The 19,874-nt window shown below is 69.8% G+C and carries 18 protein-coding genes; 16 read left to right on the forward strand and 2 right to left on the reverse strand.

What is annotated here, in order from left to right:
* The first annotated feature begins 153 nt into the window (after positions 1-153).
* Positions 154-813, forward strand: coding sequence for an acVLRF1 family peptidyl-tRNA hydrolase (locus tag HCN51_RS17700; protein WP_168010679.1), 660 nt, complete (start codon positions 154-156; stop codon positions 811-813).
* 69 nt (positions 814-882) lie between these two features.
* On the opposite strand, the gene HCN51_RS17705 is transcribed toward HCN51_RS17700, so the two are convergent.
* The gene (locus HCN51_RS17705; RefSeq protein WP_168010680.1) at positions 883-1,701 is read right to left on the reverse strand and encodes an NAD(P)H-binding protein; all 819 of its coding nucleotides are present in this window, start codon (positions 1,699-1,701) and stop codon (positions 883-885) included.
* A gap of 87 nt (positions 1,702-1,788) precedes the next feature.
* On the opposite strand from HCN51_RS17705, the gene HCN51_RS17710 reads away from it, so the two are divergent.
* The 13 genes from HCN51_RS17710 to HCN51_RS17770 all read left to right on the forward strand — a co-directional run bounded on the left by HCN51_RS17710 (position 1,789) and on the right by HCN51_RS17770 (position 17,277).
* Positions 1,789-2,367, forward strand: coding sequence for a TetR family transcriptional regulator (locus HCN51_RS17710; protein ID WP_168010681.1), 579 nt, complete (start codon positions 1,789-1,791; stop codon positions 2,365-2,367).
* 154 nt (positions 2,368-2,521) lie between these two features.
* The gene (locus tag HCN51_RS17715; protein WP_080037130.1) at positions 2,522-3,541 is read left to right on the forward strand and encodes a LacI family DNA-binding transcriptional regulator; all 1,020 of its coding nucleotides are present in this window, start codon (positions 2,522-2,524) and stop codon (positions 3,539-3,541) included.
* 416 nt (positions 3,542-3,957) lie between these two features.
* Positions 3,958-4,614, forward strand: a complete 657-nt coding sequence (locus HCN51_RS17720; RefSeq protein WP_206067135.1) for a DUF1961 family protein — start codon at positions 3,958-3,960, stop codon at positions 4,612-4,614.
* A 123-nt stretch (positions 4,615-4,737) separates the two neighbouring features.
* The gene (locus HCN51_RS17725) at positions 4,738-5,367 is read left to right on the forward strand and encodes a YesL family protein (RefSeq protein WP_168010683.1); all 630 of its coding nucleotides are present in this window, start codon (positions 4,738-4,740) and stop codon (positions 5,365-5,367) included.
* 119 nt (positions 5,368-5,486) lie between these two features.
* Positions 5,487-6,920: an extracellular solute-binding protein gene (locus HCN51_RS17730; RefSeq protein ID WP_206067136.1), complete on the forward strand. Its 1,434-nt coding sequence runs from the start codon at positions 5,487-5,489 to the stop codon at positions 6,918-6,920.
* Between the two features lie 63 nt (positions 6,921-6,983).
* A complete protein-coding gene (locus HCN51_RS17735) occupies positions 6,984-7,961 on the forward strand; it encodes an ABC transporter permease subunit (protein ID WP_168010685.1) in 978 nt (325 codons plus the stop codon).
* Positions 7,962-7,972: 11 nt separating this feature from the next.
* Positions 7,973-8,887, forward strand: coding sequence for a carbohydrate ABC transporter permease (locus HCN51_RS17740; RefSeq protein ID WP_168010686.1), 915 nt, complete (start codon positions 7,973-7,975; stop codon positions 8,885-8,887).
* On the forward strand, positions 8,884-9,504 hold the full coding sequence (locus HCN51_RS17745; RefSeq protein ID WP_168010687.1) for a GDSL-type esterase/lipase family protein: 621 nt from the start codon (positions 8,884-8,886) through the stop codon (positions 9,502-9,504). Before HCN51_RS17740 ends, HCN51_RS17745 begins: the two co-directional genes overlap by 4 nt.
* Positions 9,501-12,077: an exo-rhamnogalacturonan lyase family protein gene (locus HCN51_RS17750; RefSeq protein WP_168010688.1), complete on the forward strand. Its 2,577-nt coding sequence runs from the start codon at positions 9,501-9,503 to the stop codon at positions 12,075-12,077. The genes HCN51_RS17745 and HCN51_RS17750 overlap by 4 nt, the downstream gene beginning before the upstream one ends.
* A 112-nt stretch (positions 12,078-12,189) precedes the next feature.
* Complete coding sequence (locus HCN51_RS17755; protein ID WP_168010689.1) at positions 12,190-13,788, forward strand: ABC-F family ATP-binding cassette domain-containing protein; 1,599 nt, start codon at positions 12,190-12,192, stop codon at positions 13,786-13,788.
* Between the two features lie 113 nt (positions 13,789-13,901).
* Positions 13,902-14,117 (forward strand): helix-turn-helix domain-containing protein, encoded by a 216-nt coding sequence (locus tag HCN51_RS17760; protein ID WP_020547488.1) that lies wholly within the window; start codon positions 13,902-13,904, stop codon positions 14,115-14,117.
* 123 nt (positions 14,118-14,240) lie between these two features.
* Complete coding sequence (locus HCN51_RS17765; protein ID WP_168010690.1) at positions 14,241-15,056, forward strand: enoyl-CoA hydratase/isomerase family protein; 816 nt, start codon at positions 14,241-14,243, stop codon at positions 15,054-15,056.
* A gap of 343 nt (positions 15,057-15,399) precedes the next feature.
* The gene (locus HCN51_RS17770; RefSeq protein WP_168010691.1) at positions 15,400-17,277 is read left to right on the forward strand and encodes an ABC transporter ATP-binding protein; all 1,878 of its coding nucleotides are present in this window, start codon (positions 15,400-15,402) and stop codon (positions 17,275-17,277) included.
* Positions 17,278-17,318: 41 nt separating this feature from the next.
* Here HCN51_RS17770 and HCN51_RS17775 read toward each other — a convergent pair whose 3' ends face one another.
* Complete coding sequence (locus tag HCN51_RS17775) at positions 17,319-18,203, reverse strand: sulfotransferase family protein (RefSeq protein WP_168010692.1); 885 nt, start codon at positions 18,201-18,203, stop codon at positions 17,319-17,321.
* Positions 18,204-18,233: 30 nt separating this feature from the next.
* Between HCN51_RS17775 and HCN51_RS17780 the strand changes: the two genes are divergently transcribed.
* Both HCN51_RS17780 and HCN51_RS17785 read left to right on the forward strand, forming a co-directional pair.
* Entirely contained in the window at positions 18,234-18,971 is a 738-nt protein-coding gene (locus HCN51_RS17780; RefSeq protein ID WP_346433689.1) for an SIR2 family NAD-dependent protein deacylase, read from the forward strand.
* Positions 18,958-19,866: a S66 peptidase family protein gene (locus HCN51_RS17785; protein ID WP_168010694.1), complete on the forward strand. Its 909-nt coding sequence runs from the start codon at positions 18,958-18,960 to the stop codon at positions 19,864-19,866. The genes HCN51_RS17780 and HCN51_RS17785 overlap by 14 nt, the downstream gene beginning before the upstream one ends.
* The last annotated feature ends 8 nt before the right edge of the window (positions 19,867-19,874 follow it).

Consider the following 19,874-nt stretch of genomic DNA (forward strand, 5'->3'; position numbering starts at 1 on the left):
ATCGTGCTCCAGTCACAGGCGCACCAGAAGGGCCGCGAAACAGAATTAACCGACATTTCCGCTTTGGTTCCGACGGGGGTGGGGTGGCGGCGGGCGAGGGTGCTCCGGTTGCCGCGTGAGAGGGGCGGGCGGGCGTCCGCTAGCCTGCGGGGCATGAGCGCGCGTCCGGCGAGGGGCGGTGGGCGGTGGGTCACCGTGCCGCCGGAGCGCCTGCACCCGTGGATCGACGGGTTCGCCGCGCGGCACGGGCCGTTCTCGGCGAGCGGCGACGAGCGGGTCGTGCGGCTGCTGGCCGGCGATGGCGCGGTGGCCGAGCTGCACGTGCCGTTCCCGCCCATGACGCCGCCCGGGCCGCCGCACGTGACCCGGCTCGTCGCGCACGCCGGGCGCGAGCGGCGGGTCGGGGTGTTCCTGGTGCGGCTCGGCGGGTACGCGGCGGGGGTCTTCCACGGTGGCGCGCTGGTGGCGTCCAAGGTGGGGTCGCGGCTGGTGCAGGGGCGCACGGCGGCGGGCGGATGGTCGCAGCAGCGCTTCGCCAGGCGGCGCAGGAACCAGGCGGCGCAGGTGTTCGACGACGCGGTGGGGACGGCGGTGCGGGTGCTGACGCCGTACCTGGGGGAGCTGGACGCGGTCGTGCTCGGCGGCGACCGCCGGGCCATGGACGCGCTGCGGCCGGATCGTCGGCTGGCGCCGCTGCTGGCGCTGGAGGCGGAGCCGTTCCTGGTGGTGCCGGACCCGCGGCTGGCGGTGCTGCGTGACACGCCCGCGCTGTTCAGAGCGGTACGCGTGCGCGTGATCGACCCCTCCGGCTGAGCCGGTCCGCGTTCAGGCGGCCGTTCCGCGCTCAGGAGCGGTCCCGCGCTCAGGCAGCCGTCTCCACGTTCAGGCGAACAGGTGGCGGTGGTCGGTCAGGAACTCCTGCCAGGAACGGGGCGTGTGGCCGGTCAGCTCCGCCACCACCGTCGTGGTCGCCTCCCAGCTCCCGTCGCCGGTCTCCGCCTGGAGCGCGGCCAGCTCGCCCGCGAACGGCTGCGGGATGCCCTGGCGCTCCAGATGGGCGGCCATCTCGGGGACGGACAGGTTGACGTACCGGGCCTCGCGGCCGAGGGCCTTGCCGATCTCGGCGGCGATGCCGTCGTGCGACAGGGACTGCGGGCCGGTGAGCTCGTACACCCGTCCCGGCCCGACCGGGGCGGTCAGGAGGGCGGCGGCCACGTCGGCGATGTCGCGGGTGTCGATGTAGTTGACGCAGGCGGAGCCGTACGCGCCGTACATGGTGCCGTCGCGGAAGTCGCGCGGCAGGGTCTGCATGAAACCGCTGGGCCGCAGGATCGCGTACGGGACGCCGGACTCCTTCAGGTGGGCGTCGACCAGGCCGTGCAAACCCAGGCCGAGCCGGCGGCCGGGGGCGGCGCCGCGTACCGACACCGCGACGATCTGCGCGACCCCGGCCTTGGCGGCGAGGTCGATGACGGCGCGGTGCGCGGCCACGAATCCGGGCCAGATGCCGCTGTTGAGGAAGAGGCGGTCGCCGGGGGAGAGCAGGTCGCCGATGGTCTGGGGGCGATCGAAGTCGGCGATCGCATACCGGCTCCGGAGGTCGTCGGCGGGGCGGCGGACGACGGCGAGCGGGTCGTGGCCGTGCAGCCGGCCGGCGAGCGCGCGGCCGATGTTCCCGGTGGCGCCGGTGATCACGATCATGGAGGCCCTCCCGATAAGTGGAATCTCGGATTCCGGTTGCTGGCACGGTATCCTAACCGGAATTGGATCGTCCACTTGGAGTCGTACGTGCGCGCTGATGCCAGACGGAACCTCGGCAAGATCGTCACGGCGGCCGCGGAGGTCGTCGCCGAGCGCGGCGTCAACGCCCCCATGGAGGCCATCGCCAAGCGCGCCGGCGTCGGCGTCGGCACGCTCTACCGCCGCTTCCCCGACCGCGACGCGCTGATCGCCGCCGTCGGCGACCACTACATCCACACGATGGCGCAGGCGCTCGACACCGCCTCCCGCACCTCCGCCGACGCCTGGAGCGCCATCTGGGACTTCGTCTCCTGGGCCGCCGCGCCGGGCCGCGCCGCGCTGTCCACCGCGCTGGCCGTGCTGCCGCAGGAGGTGATCGTGGAGCGGGCCGAGTTCGCGCGGATCCGGAACGGGTGGACGGCGCAGCTCACCGAGCTCGTACGGCGCGCGCAGGCCGAAGGCTCCATGCGGCCCGACGTCGGCGTGGACGACCTGCTCCACTTGCTGAGCGTCTTCACCTGTCACCCCGACAAGCTCCCGGCCCCGGTGGCCGCCGACCCGGGGCGGTACCTGCGCCTGATGCTCGACGGCATGAAGGCCGGCGCCGCCACACCTGCCGGAGCGTGACCACCCCGAGTCTTTGAGACGATTCAAAACAATCTTGATTGCCGCTATGATGAGCCGCGGTGAACCGCAGTTGGCGGTTCGTCGTACGCAGGGGGTTCCTGCGCTCTATCAGTCTGGCTTCCGTACTTTCAGCGGCACGGCCTCGTGAGGATCGATGGCGACCAGGAACATCAAGGAGGTCGCGCAGCTGGCGCGCGTCTCGGTGGGGACGGTGAGCAATGTACTCAACCGCCCGGAGATCGTGTCCCCCGCCACACGCGAACGCGTCTTCGAAGCGATCAAAAAACTAGGCTTCGTCCGCAACGAGGTGGCCCGCCACCTGCGGGTGGGCCGCAGCAGAACCGTCGGGCTCGTCGTGCTCGACGTCTCCAACCCGTTCTTCGTGGACGTCGCCCAGGGCGCCGAATCCGTCGCCGACGACCACGACTCCATGGTGGTGCTCTGCAACAGCGCCGGCGACACCGGCCGCGAACGCCGCCACCTCGACCAGCTCGAACAGCAGCGCGTCATGGGCATACTGATCACCCCCGTCGAGACAGAAAGCCCCTGGGTGGAGGAACTCATCGCCCGCGGCACCCCCGTCGTGCTCGTCGACAGCCCCGCCACCGGCCTGCAGTGCTCCGTCGCCGTCGACGACCGGCTCGGCGGCCAGATCGCCGGCGCCCACCTCATCGAACGCGGCCACCGGCGCATCATGTTCGTCGGCGGGCCCATGTCCATCAAACAAGTCGCCGACCGGCACGCCGGCGTCACCAGCGCCGTCGCCGCCGCCGACGGCGCCGTCGAACTGCTCACCAGCAGCGCACCCACCCTCACCGTCGCCGAAGGCCGGGCCATCGGTGAACGCGTCGCCGCCCAGCCCCCCGACGAACGGCCCACCGCCGCCTTCTGCGCCAACGACATGATGGCGCTCGGCTTCTTACAAGCCATGGCCTCCCACGGGCTGCGCGTGCCCGAAGACCTCGCCATCATCGGGTACGACGACATCGACTTCGCCGCCGCCGCGGCCGTGCCCCTGTCGTCCGTACGGCAGCCTCGGGAACTGCTGGGGCGGACGGCCATCGAGCTCTTGCTGGAGGAGGTGGCCGAGCCTGAACAGCATCGGCACCGGCAGGTCATCTTCCAGCCTGACCTGGTGATCCGGGAATCCAGCGCGCTGCGACGCGACTCCTGAACCTGGCCTTTCTTCTTTGGTCTGCCCCCCTTTGCGAGGGGTGGTTTTGTGCGGTGGCTTTTGCGCGGTGGGGGTTGTGTGCGCTCGGCTCCGCACCCTCGCCGGTGCACGTCGGCTTGGCGCGTTCGCCTGCGCAACGCTCGGCTTGGTGCGTTCGGCTGTGCGCGCTTGCATGTGCGCGCTTGCCGCCGTACGAGCGCGCCGGGCCCCGCCGTGCGGCTGCTCGCCGACGCGGCGCGCCAGAGCGCGAAGCCGCAGGTCGACGCCCGCCTTCGCGATGCTCGCTTTGCGCGCGGCTTCGCCGTGCCAGCGTGCGCGGTGCTGGCATGCGCGGCGCTGATGCACGTGGCGCTCACGCCTTGCCACCAGCACATCAAGCATTCCGTACCGCTCCCGACCGCTCGAGAAGGGCCTCTATGGACACCCTCTACACCAACCCCCTCGCCACCTCCCAAGACCTGGCCGCCTTCCGGATGGAAGGGGATGGGGTGATGTCGTTCCCGCAGGGCAGGCTCAGGTTGGAGAGTCTGCGGCCTCCGTCCGATGGGCAGGCGGCCAACGTCGTGCTCTGGTGTCCGGAGGACTTTCCGGAGGACGTGCGGGTGGAGTGGGACTTCTGGCCGCTCAGGGAGCCGGGGCTGGCGATCATGTTCTTCCATGCGCGGGGACGATCGGGGGAGGACCTGTTCGATCCTGCCCTGGCCCCGCGTAGCGGCCCCTACGAGCAGTATCACCACGGCGACATCGACGCCTACCACGTCTCCTATTTTCGCCGCATGTGGCCCCAGGAGCGGGCCCTGCACACGTGCAACCTGCGCAAGAGTCACGGCTTCCACCTGGTGGCGCAGGGGCCGGATCCGTTGCCTGGGGTGATGGACGCCGACGGGCCCTACGCGATGCGGATCGACGTCAAGGGGGGCGTGGTGACGTTCTCAATCAACGATTTGGTCTCGTTCCGCTGGCGGGATGAGGGGGTGATCGGCGGTCCTGCCCTGGCAGGAGGCAAGATCGGGTTCCGGCAGATGGCTCCGCTGATCGGAGAGTACGCAAATCTGCGGGTATCTCGTCATTGACTTTGAGTCGATTCAACACTAATTTCGCACCAACCGCCGTTCACTCGCTTGTAACTGGGCAGGAACCACGGTGCAATACTCCACCCCCGTATCCGTGCACATGCCACGAGAAGGTGGTGCCGGATGAACCATCCCGCCATGTCGTTCAGGATTCAAGCTGCCTGCTCAGAGGTCATCTGGGCGGTTCGCCTGAACCTGGTCTGGCTCGTGTTCACCCTCGCGGGAGGCGTGATTCTCGGGCTCGGGCCCGCTACCGTGGCCGCCTACACCCTGGCTCGGAGGCATGCCCGGAATGAAACGTTTCAGGTTTGGCGCGAATTCTGGACCGTCTACCGACGGGAGTTCGTCCGGGCCTCGTTGCTGGTCCTGCCGGCGGTGCTCGTCGCCATCGTGCTGGTCGGCAACTACCTCTACTTCTCCGCCCTGGGGCCTGGCTACGGGGTGCCGCGGATCGCGAGCTTCGTGGCGCTCATCCTGCTGGCGGGGGTGGGGGCTCACGTAGGGCCGCTCTACGCGCACTACGACCTGCCGCCCTGGGCCTACTGGCCCAAGGCGGCGCAGCTAGCGCTGCTGCGTCCGGCCTCGACCGTGATCCTGCTGCTAGCGCTCTCCGCCATCGCCTACGCCACCACGGCGCTGCCTCTCCTGGCGCCGCTGTTCAGCTTCGGCGCGTGGATCTACCTCAACACGTGGCTCTGCCAGCGCTTCTTCCAGGAGAACGAGGCGCGCCTGCTTTCGAAAGGGAACTCATGAGCGCATCCCGTCGCCGGCGGTTTCTCGCTGGTGTGTTAACGCTAACGGCTGCTCTCACCGCTTCGGCCTGCTCTGGTGGCGGCGACGCGGCTCAGTCCGACCCGAACACGATCACGTTCATGGCGAAGCTGTTCGGTACGGCGCCCGAGCCGACCGGCGAGCTGCAGCAGGCGATCGAGAAGTTCCTCGGCAAGAAGATCAAGGTCACCTGGGTCCCGAACGCCGAGTACACCGAGAAGATGAACGTCACGCTGGCCTCGGACAGCATCCCGCAGGTCGTGGTCGTGGACCCGAAGATGCCGGCGTTCGTGAAGGCCGCGCAGGCCGGGGCGTTCTGGGACCTGACCGACAAGCTGGACAAGTACCCGAACCTCAAGCCGGCGGACGCGCGCACGGCGCTCAACGCCTCCGTCAACGGCAAGATCTACGGCCTGTACCGCATGCGGCCCCTGCTGCGCTCGGCGATCGTCATCCGCAAGGACTGGCTGGAGAAGGTCGGCCTGGAGGAGCCGAAGACGATCGACGACTTCTACGAGATCGCCAAGGCGTTCACGGAGAAGGACCCGGACGGCAACGGCAAGAAGGACACCTACGGCCTCATCATCCCGAAGTGGCCCGGTGACTACGCCAGCGCCAGTCCGTACGACGTGATCGAGACGTGGTTCGGCGCCCCCAACGGTTGGGGCGCGCGTGACGGCAAGGTCGTGCCCGGATTCGACACGCCGGAGTTCATCGAGGCCAACAAGTGGCTGAAGAAGATGATCGACGAGGGCCTGGTCAACCCCGACTACGCCACGCTCGACTCGGCCAAGTGGAACGAGCCGTTCCACCAGGGCAAGGGCGGCATGATCATCGACGTCAACATCCGCTCGCGGCAGCTCCTCGACCTGTTCAGGGAGGAGGGCGACAAGAACTACGGCGACAAGGTGGCCCTGGTCGGCAACCTCGCCCGCTCCGACGGCAAGAAGTTCTCCTACGCGTTCACCGGCTACGCCGACTCCCTGGCCATCTCCAAGCAGAGCGTGCGCACCGAGGCAGAGCTGGACAACGTGCTGAAGACGCTGGACAAGCTGGCCACCAAGGAGGGCCAGGTCCTGCTGCAGAACGGCATCGAGGGCCGCAACTTCAAGGTCGAGAACGGCGACACCGCCGCGCTGATCAACGAGGACGACCCCGCCGTCAAGACCGTCCAGGACAACGTGGACGACGCGTTCACCCAGCTCAGCACCAAGGGCACGATGGACATCGGCGGCATCGCCTACCAGCGCGTGCCGTCCGGGCAGCCGTACCGGGACATCCTCGCCAAGCAGAAGGAGCTGGTCGAGGAGGACCTGAAGACGGCCGTGCACAACGAGGCGCTGCCCGTGGTGGCGCCCAGCCAGATCGAGAAGGGCCCGCAGATCTCGAAGATCATCCCGGACGCCCGGATCAAGTTCCTGTCCGGCGCGATCGACGAGGCGGGGCTGAAGGCGGAGATCCAGCGCTGGCACGACGGCGGTGGCACGCAGATCGTCGCCGAGACCAACGACCTGCTGGCCAAGCTGCCCAAGTAGTCCACGACCCCCGCCTGAGGGGCCCGGGCACGCTCCCGGGCCCCTCTTAGAAAGGAGGCCGCTGTGGCCACCGACCTGGCGGCGCCTCCGAAGGCGGCGCCCAAGGCGAAGAAGCCGAAGCGGGCAGACAAGGTCCCGCTCGGCACGGCGGCGCTGCGCTACCGCTGGCTCTACCTGATGCTCCTGCCGGGCGTCGCCTACTTCGTGATCTTCAAGTACCTGCCGATGTACGGCGTGACGATCGCGTTCCAGGACTTCCTGCCGTTCCTCGGCTACTCGGGCAGCCCGTGGGTCGGCTTCAAGCATTTCGAGCAGCTCTTCTCCGGCCCCGACTTCGGCCGGCTGATGGCCAACACGCTGATCCTGGCCGTCCTGCACATCATCTTCGTCTTCACCGCGCCGGTGATCGTCGCGCTGATGCTGAACGAGCTGCGGGTCAACATCCTCAAGCGCTCGATCCAGTCGCTCATCTACATCCCGCACTTCCTGTCGTGGACGATCATCGCATCGCTGACGTACGTGCTGTTCGCGGCGGACTTCGGCGTGCTGGCCGGCTGGATGCGGGACATCCTGGGCGACACCGCGAAGATCGACTACATGGCGCAGGAGCAGTGGTTCCGGCAGCTCATCATCCTGCAGCAGCTCTGGAAGATGACAGGCTGGGGCACCATCATCTACCTGGCCGCGCTGGCCGGCGTGGACCCCAACCTGTACGAGGCCGCCCGCATGGACGGCGCCGGCCGTTTCCGCCAGCTCTGGCACGTCACGCTGCCGGCGATCCGCCCGACGGTCGTCGTCATGGCGATCCTCGCCTCCGGCAACCTGCTGGACTCGGGCTTCGAGCAGATCTGGCTGATGACCACGTCACTGAACCGCGAGGTGGCCGAGGTGTTCGACACCTACGTCTACTACGCCGGCATCCAGAACGGCAATCTCAGCTACTCCACCGCCGTCGGCCTGTTCAAGGGCGTGGCCGGCGTCATCCTGATCTTCGGCTCCAACTGGCTGGCCAAGCGCCTGGGCCAGCGGGGACTGTTCTAAGGAGCCCGGCCATGACGACCATGACTGAGTCCAAGCCCACCAAGCCGCTCGCGGTCGACAACAACGCCTCGATCGGCAGCCGTGTCTTCGACGCGCTCAACATCATCGTGCTCCTCGGCCTGGCGCTGATCACGGTGCTGCCGCTGATGTACGTGCTGGCCGCGTCATTCGCCAGCGAGGCGGAGATCTCCTCGCGGCCGTTCTTCCTGTGGCCGCAGAAGATCGTCACCGAGGCGTACGAATACATCTTCGCCACCCCCACCTTCGTGCGCTCGCTGATCACGACCGTGGTCGTGACGGCGGTGGGCATGGTGGTGCAGGTGCTGCTGACGTTCACCATGGCCTACCCGCTGGCCAAGCGGTACCTGCCGGGCCGCACGCTGGTGCTGAACCTGGTCATCTTCACGATGGTCTTCTCCGGCGGCATGATCCCCACCTACCTGGTGGTGCGCGACCTGGGGCTGCTCGACAGCTATTGGGCGCTGATCCTGCCCCTGGCGATCAACCCGTTCTACCTGATCATCGTCAAGAGCTTCTTCCAGGAGCTGCCGCAGGCGCTGGAGGAGGCGGCCAGGATCGACGGCTGCAACGAGATGGGCGTCTTCTTCAAGATCGTCCTGCCGCTGTCGAAGCCGATCATCGCGACGTTCTCGCTGTTCTACGCGGTGGCGATCTGGAACGACTACATGTCGCCGCTGCTGTACCTCAGTGACCCGAACAAGTGGACGCTGCAGATCCTCGTCCGCCAGCTCACCAACACCGACGCCGCGGCGGCCCTGGCCCAGATGGACCGGACGTGGGTGCCGCCGGAGCAGGGGCTGAAGTTCGCGGTCATCGTCATCGCGACGCTGCCGATCCTGCTGTTCTACCCGTTCCTGCAAAAGCACTTCGCCAAGGGCGTGCTGATCGGGGGCGTCAAGGAGTGACGCGGACGGTCCTGCTGGCGGGAGACTCGACGGTCGCCTCCTGCCCGGCCTTCGAGGCGCCGATGTCCGGCTGGGGGGCGCAGCTCGGGCCGTACGTCGGCGGCCCGGTGCGCAACTTCGCCAAGGGCGGCGCCACCACGGCCAGCCACCGCGCGGAGGGGTTGTGGGCGGCGCTGTTGCGCGAGGTCGTGCCCGGTGACGTCGTGGTGCTCCAGTTCGGGCACAACGACCAGAAGGAGCCGGGGCTGCCGTACCAGGACAACCTGCGCGTCTTCGTCGGGGAGGCGCGCGGGGCGGGTGCGGTCGCGGTGCTGTGCACGCCGGTGCAGCGGCGCCGGTTCGAGGGCGGGCGGCTGGTGCCCACGCACGGCGACTACCCCGACCGGGTGCGCGACCTGGCCGCCGCGGAGGGCGTACCGCTGATCGACCTGACGCGGGCCACGACCGAGCTGTACGAGCGCCTCGGCCCCGACGGCTCGAAGGCCCTGTTCACCCACTTCCCGCCGGGCACGCACCCCCTGTACCCGGACGGCGTGGCCGACGACACCCACTTCTGCTTCCGCGGCGCCGACGAGGTGGCCGCCATCGTCGCCGAGCGACTGAAGGAGATCGCATGACCGCACTGCGCTGGCTGGACCGGCCGGGAGAGCAGGGGGTGACCTGGGGGGTTCCGTGGCCGCGCGGCTCGGTCGAGCCGGGCACGCCGTTCGCGCTGACCGGCGACGGCGGCGCCCCGGTGCCGGTGCAGAGCTGGGTGACCGCGACGTGGCCGGACGGCTCGGTCAAGTGGACGGCCCACGCGGCCGCCGCGCACCCGCCCGCTCGTGAGTACCGGCTCGAACCCGGCGGCGAGCCGGCCGCCCCCTCCACGGCCGTCGCCGTGACGCGCGAGGGCGGCGACCTGGTGGTGAGCACCGGCGTCGTCACGTGGCGGATCGGTGGCGGCGCGGTGGCCAGGTCGATCTCGCGCGGGAGCCGCGAGATCGTCAGGGACGTGCGCCTGGTCAGCCTGCGCCAGTCCGAGCCGACCCCGGACGAGGGCGGGCACGTCGCCCGCGAGCAGGCCGAGGGCCTGGTCGAGAGCGTCACCGTCGAGCAGGAGGGGCCGGTGCGGGCCGTCGTCCGGCTGGAGGGCAGGCACGGCGACTGGCTGCCGTTCACCGTGCGCCTGTACTTCTACGCGGGTGCCGAGCACGTGCGCGTCCTGCACACCTTCGTCTGGGACGGCGATCCCGAGCGCGACTTCCTGGCCGGCCTCGGGCTGCGCGCCGGCGTGGTCATGCGGGACGCCCCGCACGACCGGCACGTGCGGCTGGCCGGCGGCGAGGGCTTCCTGACCGAGGCGGTACGCGGGCTGACCGGCCTGCGCATCGACCCCGGCGAGGCCGCCCGCCGCGCCCAGGTCGAGGGCCGCCCGGCCGGCGAGCTCGCCCCCGGCGTCGCGACCCGGCTGCACCTCATCCCCGCCTGGAACGACTACACCCTCGACCAGACCTCCGCCGACGGCTACACGCTGCGCAAGCGCACCAAGGACGGCCACGCCTGGGTGACGATCCCGGCCGGCGCCCGCTCCAAGGGTTACGGCTATGTCGGCGGGGTCAGCGGCGGGCTCGGGTTCGGGCTGCGCGACTTCTGGCGGCTGCACCCCACCCGCCTCGACGTCAGGAACGCGGCCACCGACCTGGCCACCGTCACCGTGTGGCTGTGGTCGCCGTCCGCCCCGGCGATGGACCTGCGCTTCTACCACGACGGCATGGGCCAGGACACGTTCGAGGAGCAGCTCGAAGGGCTGGAGATCACCTATGAGGACTACGAGCCGGGGTTCGGCGATCCGCGCGGCATCGCCCGTACGCACGAGCTGAGCCTGCGCGTCCACGACGCGACGCCCGCCGCGCACGAGCTGGCCGCGCACGCCGCCGCGATGGAGGAGCCGGGGCTGCTGGTCGCGAGCCCCGAGCGGGTGCGCGAGGCGGGCGTGTTCGGCGTGTGGGGGCTGCCCGACCGCTCCACGCCCGCGCACGCCGAGATCGAGGACCGCCTCGACTTCCTGTTCGACCTGTACGTCCGCGAGCGCGAGCAGCGCCGCTGGTACGGGTTCTGGGACTACGGCGACGTCATGCACACCTACGACGAGGACCGCCACACCTGGCGTTACGACGTCGGCGGCTACGCCTGGGACAACTCGGAGCTGTCACCCGACCTGTGGTTGTGGCTGCAGTTCCTGCGCACCGGCCGGGCCGACGTCTTCCGCTTCGCCGAGGCCATGACCCGCCACACGGGCGAGGTGGACGTCTACCATCTCGGCACGTGGAAGGGCCTGGGCAGCCGGCACAACGTGCAGCACTGGGGCTGCAGCTGCAAGCAGCTGCGCATCTCCAACGCCGCCTACCGGCGCTTCTACTACTACCTGACGGCCGACGAGCGCACCGGCGACCTCATGGACGAGCTCAGTGTCCCCGAGGAGACGTTCCTGGCGATCGACCCGCTGCGCAAGGTGCGCGAGGACGTCTACACGCCGGACCCGGCCGCGCTGTCGGTCGGGCTCGGCACCGACTGGGGCTCGCTGGCGGCGGCCTGGCTGACCCGGTGGGAGCGGCACGGGGACGAGCGGGCCAGGGACCGGCTGCTCGGCACGATGGCCGACATCGGGGCGATGCCGCGCCGCTTCCTGACGGGGGAGGGGCGGCTGGACCTGGAGAGCGGGCGGTTCGACACGACCCGGGACCAGATCTCCGTCTCGCACCTGTCGTCGCTGTTCGGGCTGCCGGAGATGTGCGCGGAGCTGATCGCGCTGGACCTGGGCGTGCCGGGGTTCGAGGAGGCGTGGCTGGAGTACTGCCGGCTCTACCTGGCGCCGCCGGAGCAGCAGGAGGCCGAGGTGGGGCGGCGGCTGAGCGGGATCTCGCTGATCCAGGCGCACAGCCGGCTCACGGCGTACGCGGCGGCGCGCACCGGCGACGCGCAGCTGGCGGCGTGGGCGTGGCGCAAGTTCCGGCTCGGGGAGGGCGACCAGCTCAACCGCAACCCGTTGCAGCACCAGGAGAACTGGGAGCTGACCCTGGTCGACGGGCCGCAGGTGCCGCACCCGGTGCGCGAGGCGCCCTTCGTCAGCACCAACAGCGCCGCGCAGTACGGCCTGGCCGCCATTCACAACCTGGTGCTGATCGGGGAGCATCTGAGGAAGGATTAACCAGACGTGGGGCTCCCACTGGGAGCCCTACACTGATCGGTATGCATACTCCCGATTGACCGGCGGTGCACGCCCAATCCTGTTTCCTAGCTCGGGAGTGTTTCCGGTCACCATGATCATCGCTAATGATATCGAGCTGCGCGCGGGCGCGCGCCTGCTCATCGAGAAAGCCTCGTTCCGGGTCAATCCCGGCGACAAGATCGGCCTCGTCGGCCGCAACGGCGCGGGCAAGACGACGCTGACCAAGGTGCTGGCGGGTGAGGGCATCCCCGCCGCCGGCACGGTCACCACCACCGGCAGCGTCGGCTACCTGCCCCAGGATCCGCGCACCGGCGACCTCCAGGTGCTGGCCCGCGACCGCATCCTGTCGGCGCGCGGCCTCGACGAGGTCATCCGCAAGCTGCGCGAGGCCGAGCTCGGCATGTCCTCCGCCGACGAGCGCACCAGGGAGAAGGCCGTGCGCCGCTACGGCCGGCTGGAGGATCAGATGCACGTGCTCGGCGGCTACGCCGCCGAGTCCGAGGCCGCCTCGATCGCCTCCAGCCTGGGCCTGCCCGACCGGGTGCTGGGGCAGCCGTTGCAAACGCTTTCCGGCGGTCAGCGCAGGCGCGTGGAATTGGCGCGAATTCTTTTCAGCGGGGCGGAAACTCTCCTTCTCGACGAGCCCACAAACCACCTAGATGCGGACTCAATCGGGTGGCTTCGTGATTTTTTGCGCAGTCATCAAGGTGGCTTGGTGATCATCAGCCACGACGTCGGGCTTCTTGAAGCGACGGTCAACAAGGTCCTGCACCTCGACGCCAACCGGGCCGTGATCGATCACTACAACGTCGGCTGGAAGGCGTACCTGGCCCAGCGCGAGACCGACGAGAAGCGCAGGAAGCGCGAGCGGGTCAACGCCGAGAAACAGGCCGGGGCGCTGCTGGCGCAGGCCGACAAGATGCGCGCCAAGGCGACCAAGGCCAAGGCGGCCCAAGACATGATGCGCCGCGCGCACCGGCTGCTGGCCGGCACCGAGGAGGAGCGGCAGAGCGACAAGGTGGCGCGGCTGCGCTTCCCCGAGCCGCAGCCGTGCGGGCGCACCCCGCTCATGGCCGAGGGGCTGTCCAAGTCCTACGGGTCGCTCGAGGTCTTCACCGACGTCAACGTCGCCATCGACCGAGGTCACCGGGTGGTCATCCTCGGCCTCAACGGCGCGGGCAAGACGACGCTGCTGCGCATACTCGGCGGCCTGGAGAAACCCGACACCGGAGAGATCAAGCCGGGCCACGGTCTCAAGATCGGTTATTACGCGCAGGAGCACGAGACCCTCGACGCCGACCGTACGCTGCTGGAGAACATGCGCTCGGCGGGCGGCGAATTCACCGACACCGAGTTGCGCAAGGTGCTCGGCTCGTTCCTGTTCACCGGCGACGACGTCGACAAGCCCGCGGGCGTTCTGTCCGGCGGCGAGAAGACCCGTCTCGCACTGGCGATCTTGGTACTGTCGAGCGCCAATGTCCTCCTTCTCGACGAGCCCACCAACAACCTCGATCCGGTCAGCCGCGAGCAGGTTCTCAACGCTCTGAGGTCGTATTCAGGAGCAATCGTCCTAGTCACACATGACGAGGGTGCCGTTGACGCCCTGTCACCGGATAGGGTGATCTTGCTACCTGACGGAACTGAAGACGCGTGGAGCGACGAATTTTCCGATCTTGTGGCACTTGCCTGATCTTAATTTGAGTGGGTACGGATCTTTTCCCGTGGAGTAGGTAGCCGATCCCGCTGAAATGACTGATCATGGCGGAGTAACGCTGCGGAAGTCCGGCACTACAGGAGGTACTCGTGGCCGAGACACTGAAGAAGGGCACCCGGGTCACCGGGGCCGACCGGGAAAAACTGGCCGGCGATCTCAAGAAGCGCTACGCCGCGGGCGAAAGCATCCGCGCCCTGGCCGCTTCGACCGGTCGGTCTTACGGGTTCATCCACCGCATCCTCAGCGAGTCCGGTGTGACTCTGCGCGGGCGCGGCGGGGCGACCCGAGGCAAGTCCAAGCGCTGACGGCCGCCTCGGAACGTGCGACCGCAGCCGCCCGTCCCTAGTCAGCCTCCGTCGCGCCCGTGCCAGAACGATATTCTGTAGGCTCGGGCGCGACGGTCAGCACTCCGGACGAAGGAGCGGGCGATGGCGGAAGCGCAGGCGCAACAGCGCGGGGGGTATGCGGACGACGGCCCTGCCTCGGCAGAGGGCGGAGTTCGCCTCGAGGTGGACGGTGAGATAGCGACGATCACGCTGGCCCGGCCGGACAAGCGCAACGCACAGACGTTCGCGACATGGTCGGCACTGGCTCGCATCGGCGAGAGCCTGCCCGAGCAGGTACGCGTCGTCGTCGTGAAAGGTGAGGGACCGTCCTTCTCGGCAGGGATCGACCTGCGAATGTTCACACCTGAGGGGGTGCCCGGACAGGGCTCGTTCAGCTCGGCGGCCAAGAGCGACGGCGCCGATTTCGAGCAGCGCATCAGGCAGGCCCAAGCGGGGTTCCTGTGGCTGCGCCGCCCCGAGATCGTCTCCATCGCCGCAGTGCAGGGGCATGCGATCGGCGCGGGGTTCCAGCTCGCGCTCGCCTGTGACCTGCGGATCGTGGCCGACGACGTCTCGTTCTGCATGAAAGAGCCCGCACTGGGCCTGGTGCCGGATCTGACAGGCACCAAGCCCCTGGTCGAGCTGGTGGGCCTGGCCAAGGCGATCGACATCTGCCTGACCGCCAGGACCGTGCACGCCGACGAGGCCATGCGCATCGGCCTCGCCGAGAGAGTGGTCGCCGGGGGCGACCTGGATCAAGCGGTACGCGAGAAGGTCACACAACTGCTGTCCACCAACCGGGACGCGGCCGTGGCGACCAAGCGGCTCCTCCAGGGGGCGCGGGCACGCACCCTGGAGGAGCAGAGTGTGGCCGAAGGGATCGAGCAGGCGGCGCGCATCAAGGCGTTGTTCGGCTGAGTGAACGCGGTCGGCTGAGTGAACGCGGTTGGCTGATTGAATGCTCAAGGAAAAACGGGCTGACGTGCGCCGGCGGTGAGCGCTTTCCGCCCGCCGCCGGGCTCTGAGGGGTCGTGCTGCCGTTGAATTGAGGGGTTGGCCCGATATCCGCGGGTGCGCCTGGTCGGCGCTCAGAGGGGCTTCAGGACGCGCCCAGAGGGCAACGACGGCGGGCGCCACGCCGGGTGCCGGCGCCGGCGTCACGGGCGGCGCCACAAGGCCGGGGATTTCGCGGTGAGCGGAGCCGGGAATCCCGGGACGCTCCCGCGGCGCTGTCCCCGGCGGAGGAGGAAGGATCCCCCGGATGGCGATGATGGGTGGGGGCTTCGGCCCCAGCATGATGATGTCCCTGCGGCGCGACGGCTCGGTCACCAAGCAGCGGCTGCGCCCCGGCACGGTGCGGCGCATCGCGGGCTACGCCCGCCCGTACACCCGGCAGATCACTGCGTTCCTGCTGCTCGTCGTGGCCGGCGCGGTGATCGTGATCGCCAACCCGCTGCTGATGAAGGCGATCATCGACGACGGCGTCCTGCCCGGGCGCACGGGCGTGGTGATCGGGCTCGCCGTGGCCATCGCCGCGCTCGCGCTCGTCGACGCCGGGCTGACGCTGGCGCAGCGGTGGTTCTCCGCCCGCATCGGCGAGGGCCTGATCTACGACCTGCGCACCGAGGTGTTCGACCACGTGCAGCGCATGCCGGTCGCGTTCTTCATGCGCGCCCAGACCGGCGCCCTGGTCAGCAGGCTCAACACCGACGTGATCGGCGCCCAGCGCGCCCTGACCAGCACGCTGTCCTCCGTGCTGGCCAACGTGGTCAGCCTGGTGCTCGTGCTGGGCGCGATGCTGGTGCTGTCGTGGCAGGTGACGCTCGTCGCGCTCGTGCTGCTGCCCATCTTCATCGTGCCCGCCAAGTACGTCGGCCGCCGCATGTCGGCGCTGACCCGCGAGCAGATGCAGCTCGACGCCGAGATGAGCTCCGTCACCACCGAGCGCTTCAACGTCGCCGGCGCCATGGTCGCCAAGCTGTACGGCAGGCCCGAGGACGACGCCGAGATGTTCGGCGCGCGGGCGGCCAGGGTGCGCGACGTCGGCGTGACCGTCGCCATGTACGGCACCGTGTTCCGCGTCGCGCTCGGCCTGATCGCCGCGCTGGCCACCGCCCTCGTCTACGGCATCGGCGGCGTCCTGTCCGTCTCCGGCGCGTTCGAGCTGGGCACGCTGGTCGCCCTGGCGGCCCTGCTGATGCGCCTGTACGGCCCGCTCACGTCCCTGTCGAACGTGCACGTGGACGTCATGACCGCGCTCGTCAGCTTCGACCGGGTCTTCGAGATCCTCGACCTCAAGCCGATGGTGGCACAGAAGCCGGGCGCGGTGCCGGTGCCGGAGGGCCCGGTGACCATCGAGTTCGACGACGTGCACTTCCGCTACCCGGCGGCCGAGGAGGTCTCGCTGGCCTCGCTGGAGTCCGTGGCCAGGCAGGACAGCGGCGGCCCCTCGTACCCGGTGCTCAAGGGCGTCTCCTTCACCGCCGAGCCGGGGCAGCTCATCGCGCTCGTCGGCCACAGCGGCGCGGGCAAGACCACGATGACCTCGCTGGTGTCCCGGCTCTACGACGTCAACGAGGGCGCGGTGCGCGTCAACGGGCTCGACGTCCGCGACGCCACCCTCGACTCGCTGCGCGACACCGTCGGCGTGGTCATGCAGGACCCGCACCTGTTCCACGACACGATCGGCGCCAACCTCCGCTACGCCAGGCCCGGCGCGAGCGACGAGGAGATCTGGGAGGCGCTGCGGGCCGCGCAGATCGGCGACCTGGTCGAGAGCCTGCCCGACGGGCTCGACACCGTCGTGGGCGACCGCGGCTACCGGCTGTCCGGCGGCGAGAAGCAGCGGCTGGCGCTGGCCCGGCTGCTGCTCAAGGCGCCGCGCGTGGTCGTGCTCGACGAGGCCACCGCCCACCTCGACTCCGAGTCGGAGGCCGCGGTGCAGGTGGCGCTGAAGACCGCGCTGAAGGGCCGTACGTCGCTGGTCATCGCGCACCGCCTGTCCACGATCAGGGAGGCCGACGAGATCCTCGTCGTCCACGACGGCCGGATCGCCGAGCGCGGCCGGCACGAGGAGCTGCTGGCCCGCGGCGGCCTGTACGCCGAGCTCTACCGCACCCAGTTCAGCTCGGCGGCCTGAGCGCCGTCACGCCCCCTGGTAGCCCAGCCGCTTGAGCGCCGTCAGACCCCCTGGTAGCCCAGCCGCTTGAGCTCCTCCCTGGCCACCTTCTCCACCAGCTCCAGGTCGTCGCGCCGCAGCCGGGTACGCCACGCGCCGACCTTCGGCACCGCCGTGTCGTACAGCACGACCTTCGACACCCGCGTCTCCAGGAACTCCGACAACGTTGCCACCGACTGCGGCGGCCGCTCCACCAGGTCCTCGTAGCGCAGCGTGAGAAGCTGCGGCTCCGGCAGCGCGCGGCGCAGCTCCGCGCTCAGCCGCACCGCGCTGCGCCAGCGCAGCGCGCTCTTGCCCGCCGCCGGCATCGTCTTCCACCGCTCCAGGTGCTCGTCCTTGTTGACGCCCAGGAACGCGTTGGGGAACTCGGTGTGCTCGCTCAGCATCGCCGGCTTGAACCAGGCCAGGCACGCCGGATCGCCCAGCATCCCCGCCACGACGTCGCGGCCGTCGCGGATGAGCTGCACGAACCGGGCGTCCGGGAACGCCTGCAGCAGCACCGGCGCGCTGTAGATCAGGTCGGGGCTCCCGTCGCCGAACCGGGTGACGTCGGCCGCCGACACGCAGGGGCCGGTGCCCGTGACGCCGCCCGCCTCGCGGCACGGCTGCGCGCACTCGCCGCAGGAGCGCGGCAGCACCTGCCACGACTCGGCGAGCGCGTCACGCAGCACGCGCACGGCTCCGGACGTACGGGCGATGGACGGCTTGCGGGCGAAGGCGTACACCACGTGCGCCACGCTCGCGCGGCCCATCGTCACGTGGAAGCCCGGCGACCGTTTCAGGGCGCGGGCCAGCAGGTCCACGCCGGAATGCGGAGCTCCGAGCAGGAAGACCGGCCGGCGGACCTTGATGCCGTTGACCACGAGGATGTGGGGCGGAAGTCGCATACGGAAAGCAAGTGTGACACCGTTTGCCAGGTGAACGAGCCAACGTCAGTGTCGGTGCTCACCGGAGCGGGCATCTCCACCGACTCCGGCATCCCCGACTTCCGGGGGCCGCAAGGGGTCTGGACGAAGAATCCGCAGGCAGAGGCCAACGCGTCCATCGACCGCTACCTGGCCGACCCCGACGTCAGGCGGGCCACCTGGCAGGCCAGGCTCGAGTCCCCGGCCTGGCAGGCCGAGCCGAACGTCGCCCACCGCGCCCTGGTCGACCTGGAGCACGCCGGCCTGCTGCGCGCGCTCATCACCCAGAACATCGACGAGCTGCACCAGCGCGCCGGATCGTCGCCGGAGAAGGTCATCGAGCTGCACGGCACCATGCGCCGCGCCGAGTGCCTGTCCTGCGACCTCATCACGCCCATGGAAGAGGTGCTCGCCAGGGTGGCCGCCGGGGAGGCCGACCCGCCCTGCCCGCGCTGCGGCGGCATCCAGAAGTCGAACACGATCTCGTTCGGGCAGCATCTCAAGCCCGAGGTGATCCAGGCGGCGCTCGACGCGGCCCGCTCGTGCGAGCTGTTCCTGGCGGTGGGCACCTCCCTGACCGTGCGTCCCGCCGCCGGGCTGTGCGGCGAGGCGCTCGACGCCGGCGCCCGCCTCGTCATCGTGAACGGCGAGCCGACCCCGTATGATCCGTTCGCCGATCAGGTCATCAACGAGCCGATCGGCCAGGCACTACCCGCGCTCGTCAAGGAGCTGATCGATGCGGCCAGGTGACACCGTCGCCGTCGTCTGCCCGTCAGGCCCGCCCAACGCCGTGCTGCTCAGGCGCGGCGTGCGGCGCCTGGAGTCACTCGGGCTGAAGGTGGTCGTGGGCGAGCACGTCCTCGACCGCCAGGAGCTCGACTACCTGGCCGGCGCCGACGCCGCCAGGACCGCCGACCTCCAGGCGGCCTGGTGCGACCCCGCCGTCTCCGGCGTGTTCTGCTGCCGGGGCGGCTACGGCGCCGGGCGGCTGCTCGGCCTGCTCGACTGGGACGTCATGCGTGAGGCCGTCCGCCTGTCGGGGCCCAAGGTGCTGCTCGGGTCGAGCGACATCACGGCGCTGCACAACGCGTTCGCGATCGAGCTGGGCGTGCCCACCCTGCACGGGCCGATGGCCGCCTGCGACGTCATCGCCGGTGACGAGAGCGGGCCAGAGCCGGTCACGTGGGAGAGCCTGCGCGCCGCGCTCTTCGGCCCGCCCGTCACCGTCACCGGTGATCGTGTGCTGGCTCCGGGACGGGCCGAGGGGGTGCTGCGCGGCGGGAACCTGTCGCTGATCGCCTCCATGTGCGGCACGCGGTGGCAGCCGTCCTTCGACGGGGCGATCGCGTTCCTGGAGGACATCGGCGAGGAGCCGTACCGGATCGACCGGATGCTCACCCAGCTTCTGCAGGCGGGCGTGTTCGACGGGGTGCGCGGGATCGCCCTCGGGTCCTGGGTGAAGTGTGGTGATCCGTACCCGGTGCTGGCGGACCGGCTGCGGTCACTCGGAGTGCCCATCGTGGCCGGTTTGCCGGTGGGGCACGGGTCGCCGCAGTACAGTGTCTGGCTGGGGGCACTTGGTGCTATCGATACCGAATCGTGCTCCCTAACTGGCGCGATGCGGAACGGGGAGCAGGCAAGGTAGGAGGGACG

The sequence above is a fragment of the Nonomuraea composti genome (assembly GCF_012034275.1).
In the GTDB taxonomy this organism is placed as follows: domain Bacteria; phylum Actinomycetota; class Actinomycetes; order Streptosporangiales; family Streptosporangiaceae; genus Nonomuraea; species Nonomuraea composti.

What these genes read in the sequence shown, in the direction of transcription:
- HCN51_RS17720 (WP_206067135.1), top strand. Translation starts at nt 3,958, where the DNA reads ATGGACACCCTCTACACCAACCCCCTCGCCACCTCCCAAGACCTGGCC.
- HCN51_RS17700 (WP_168010679.1), top strand. Translation starts at nt 154, where the DNA reads ATGAGCGCGCGTCCGGCGAGGGGCGGTGGGCGGTGGGTCACCGTGCCG.
- HCN51_RS17770 (WP_168010691.1), top strand. Translation starts at nt 15,400, where the DNA reads ATGGCGATGATGGGTGGGGGCTTCGGCCCCAGCATGATGATGTCCCTG.
- HCN51_RS17715 (WP_080037130.1), top strand. Translation starts at nt 2,522, where the DNA reads ATGGCGACCAGGAACATCAAGGAGGTCGCGCAGCTGGCGCGCGTCTCG.
- HCN51_RS17775 (WP_168010692.1), bottom strand. Translation starts at nt 18,203, where the DNA reads ATGCGACTTCCGCCCCACATCCTCGTGGTCAACGGCATCAAGGTCCGC.
- HCN51_RS17730 (WP_206067136.1), top strand. Translation starts at nt 5,487, where the DNA reads ATGGCGAAGCTGTTCGGTACGGCGCCCGAGCCGACCGGCGAGCTGCAG.
- HCN51_RS17740 (WP_168010686.1), top strand. Translation starts at nt 7,973, where the DNA reads ATGACGACCATGACTGAGTCCAAGCCCACCAAGCCGCTCGCGGTCGAC.
- HCN51_RS17755 (WP_168010689.1), top strand. Translation starts at nt 12,190, where the DNA reads ATGATCATCGCTAATGATATCGAGCTGCGCGCGGGCGCGCGCCTGCTC.
- HCN51_RS17705 (WP_168010680.1), bottom strand. Translation starts at nt 1,701, where the DNA reads ATGATCGTGATCACCGGCGCCACCGGGAACATCGGCCGCGCGCTCGCC.
- HCN51_RS17785 (WP_168010694.1), top strand. Translation starts at nt 18,958, where the DNA reads ATGCGGCCAGGTGACACCGTCGCCGTCGTCTGCCCGTCAGGCCCGCCC.
- HCN51_RS17725 (WP_168010683.1), top strand. Translation starts at nt 4,738, where the DNA reads ATGAACCATCCCGCCATGTCGTTCAGGATTCAAGCTGCCTGCTCAGAG.
- HCN51_RS17765 (WP_168010690.1), top strand. Translation starts at nt 14,241, where the DNA reads ATGGCGGAAGCGCAGGCGCAACAGCGCGGGGGGTATGCGGACGACGGC.
- HCN51_RS17750 (WP_168010688.1), top strand. Translation starts at nt 9,501, where the DNA reads ATGACCGCACTGCGCTGGCTGGACCGGCCGGGAGAGCAGGGGGTGACC.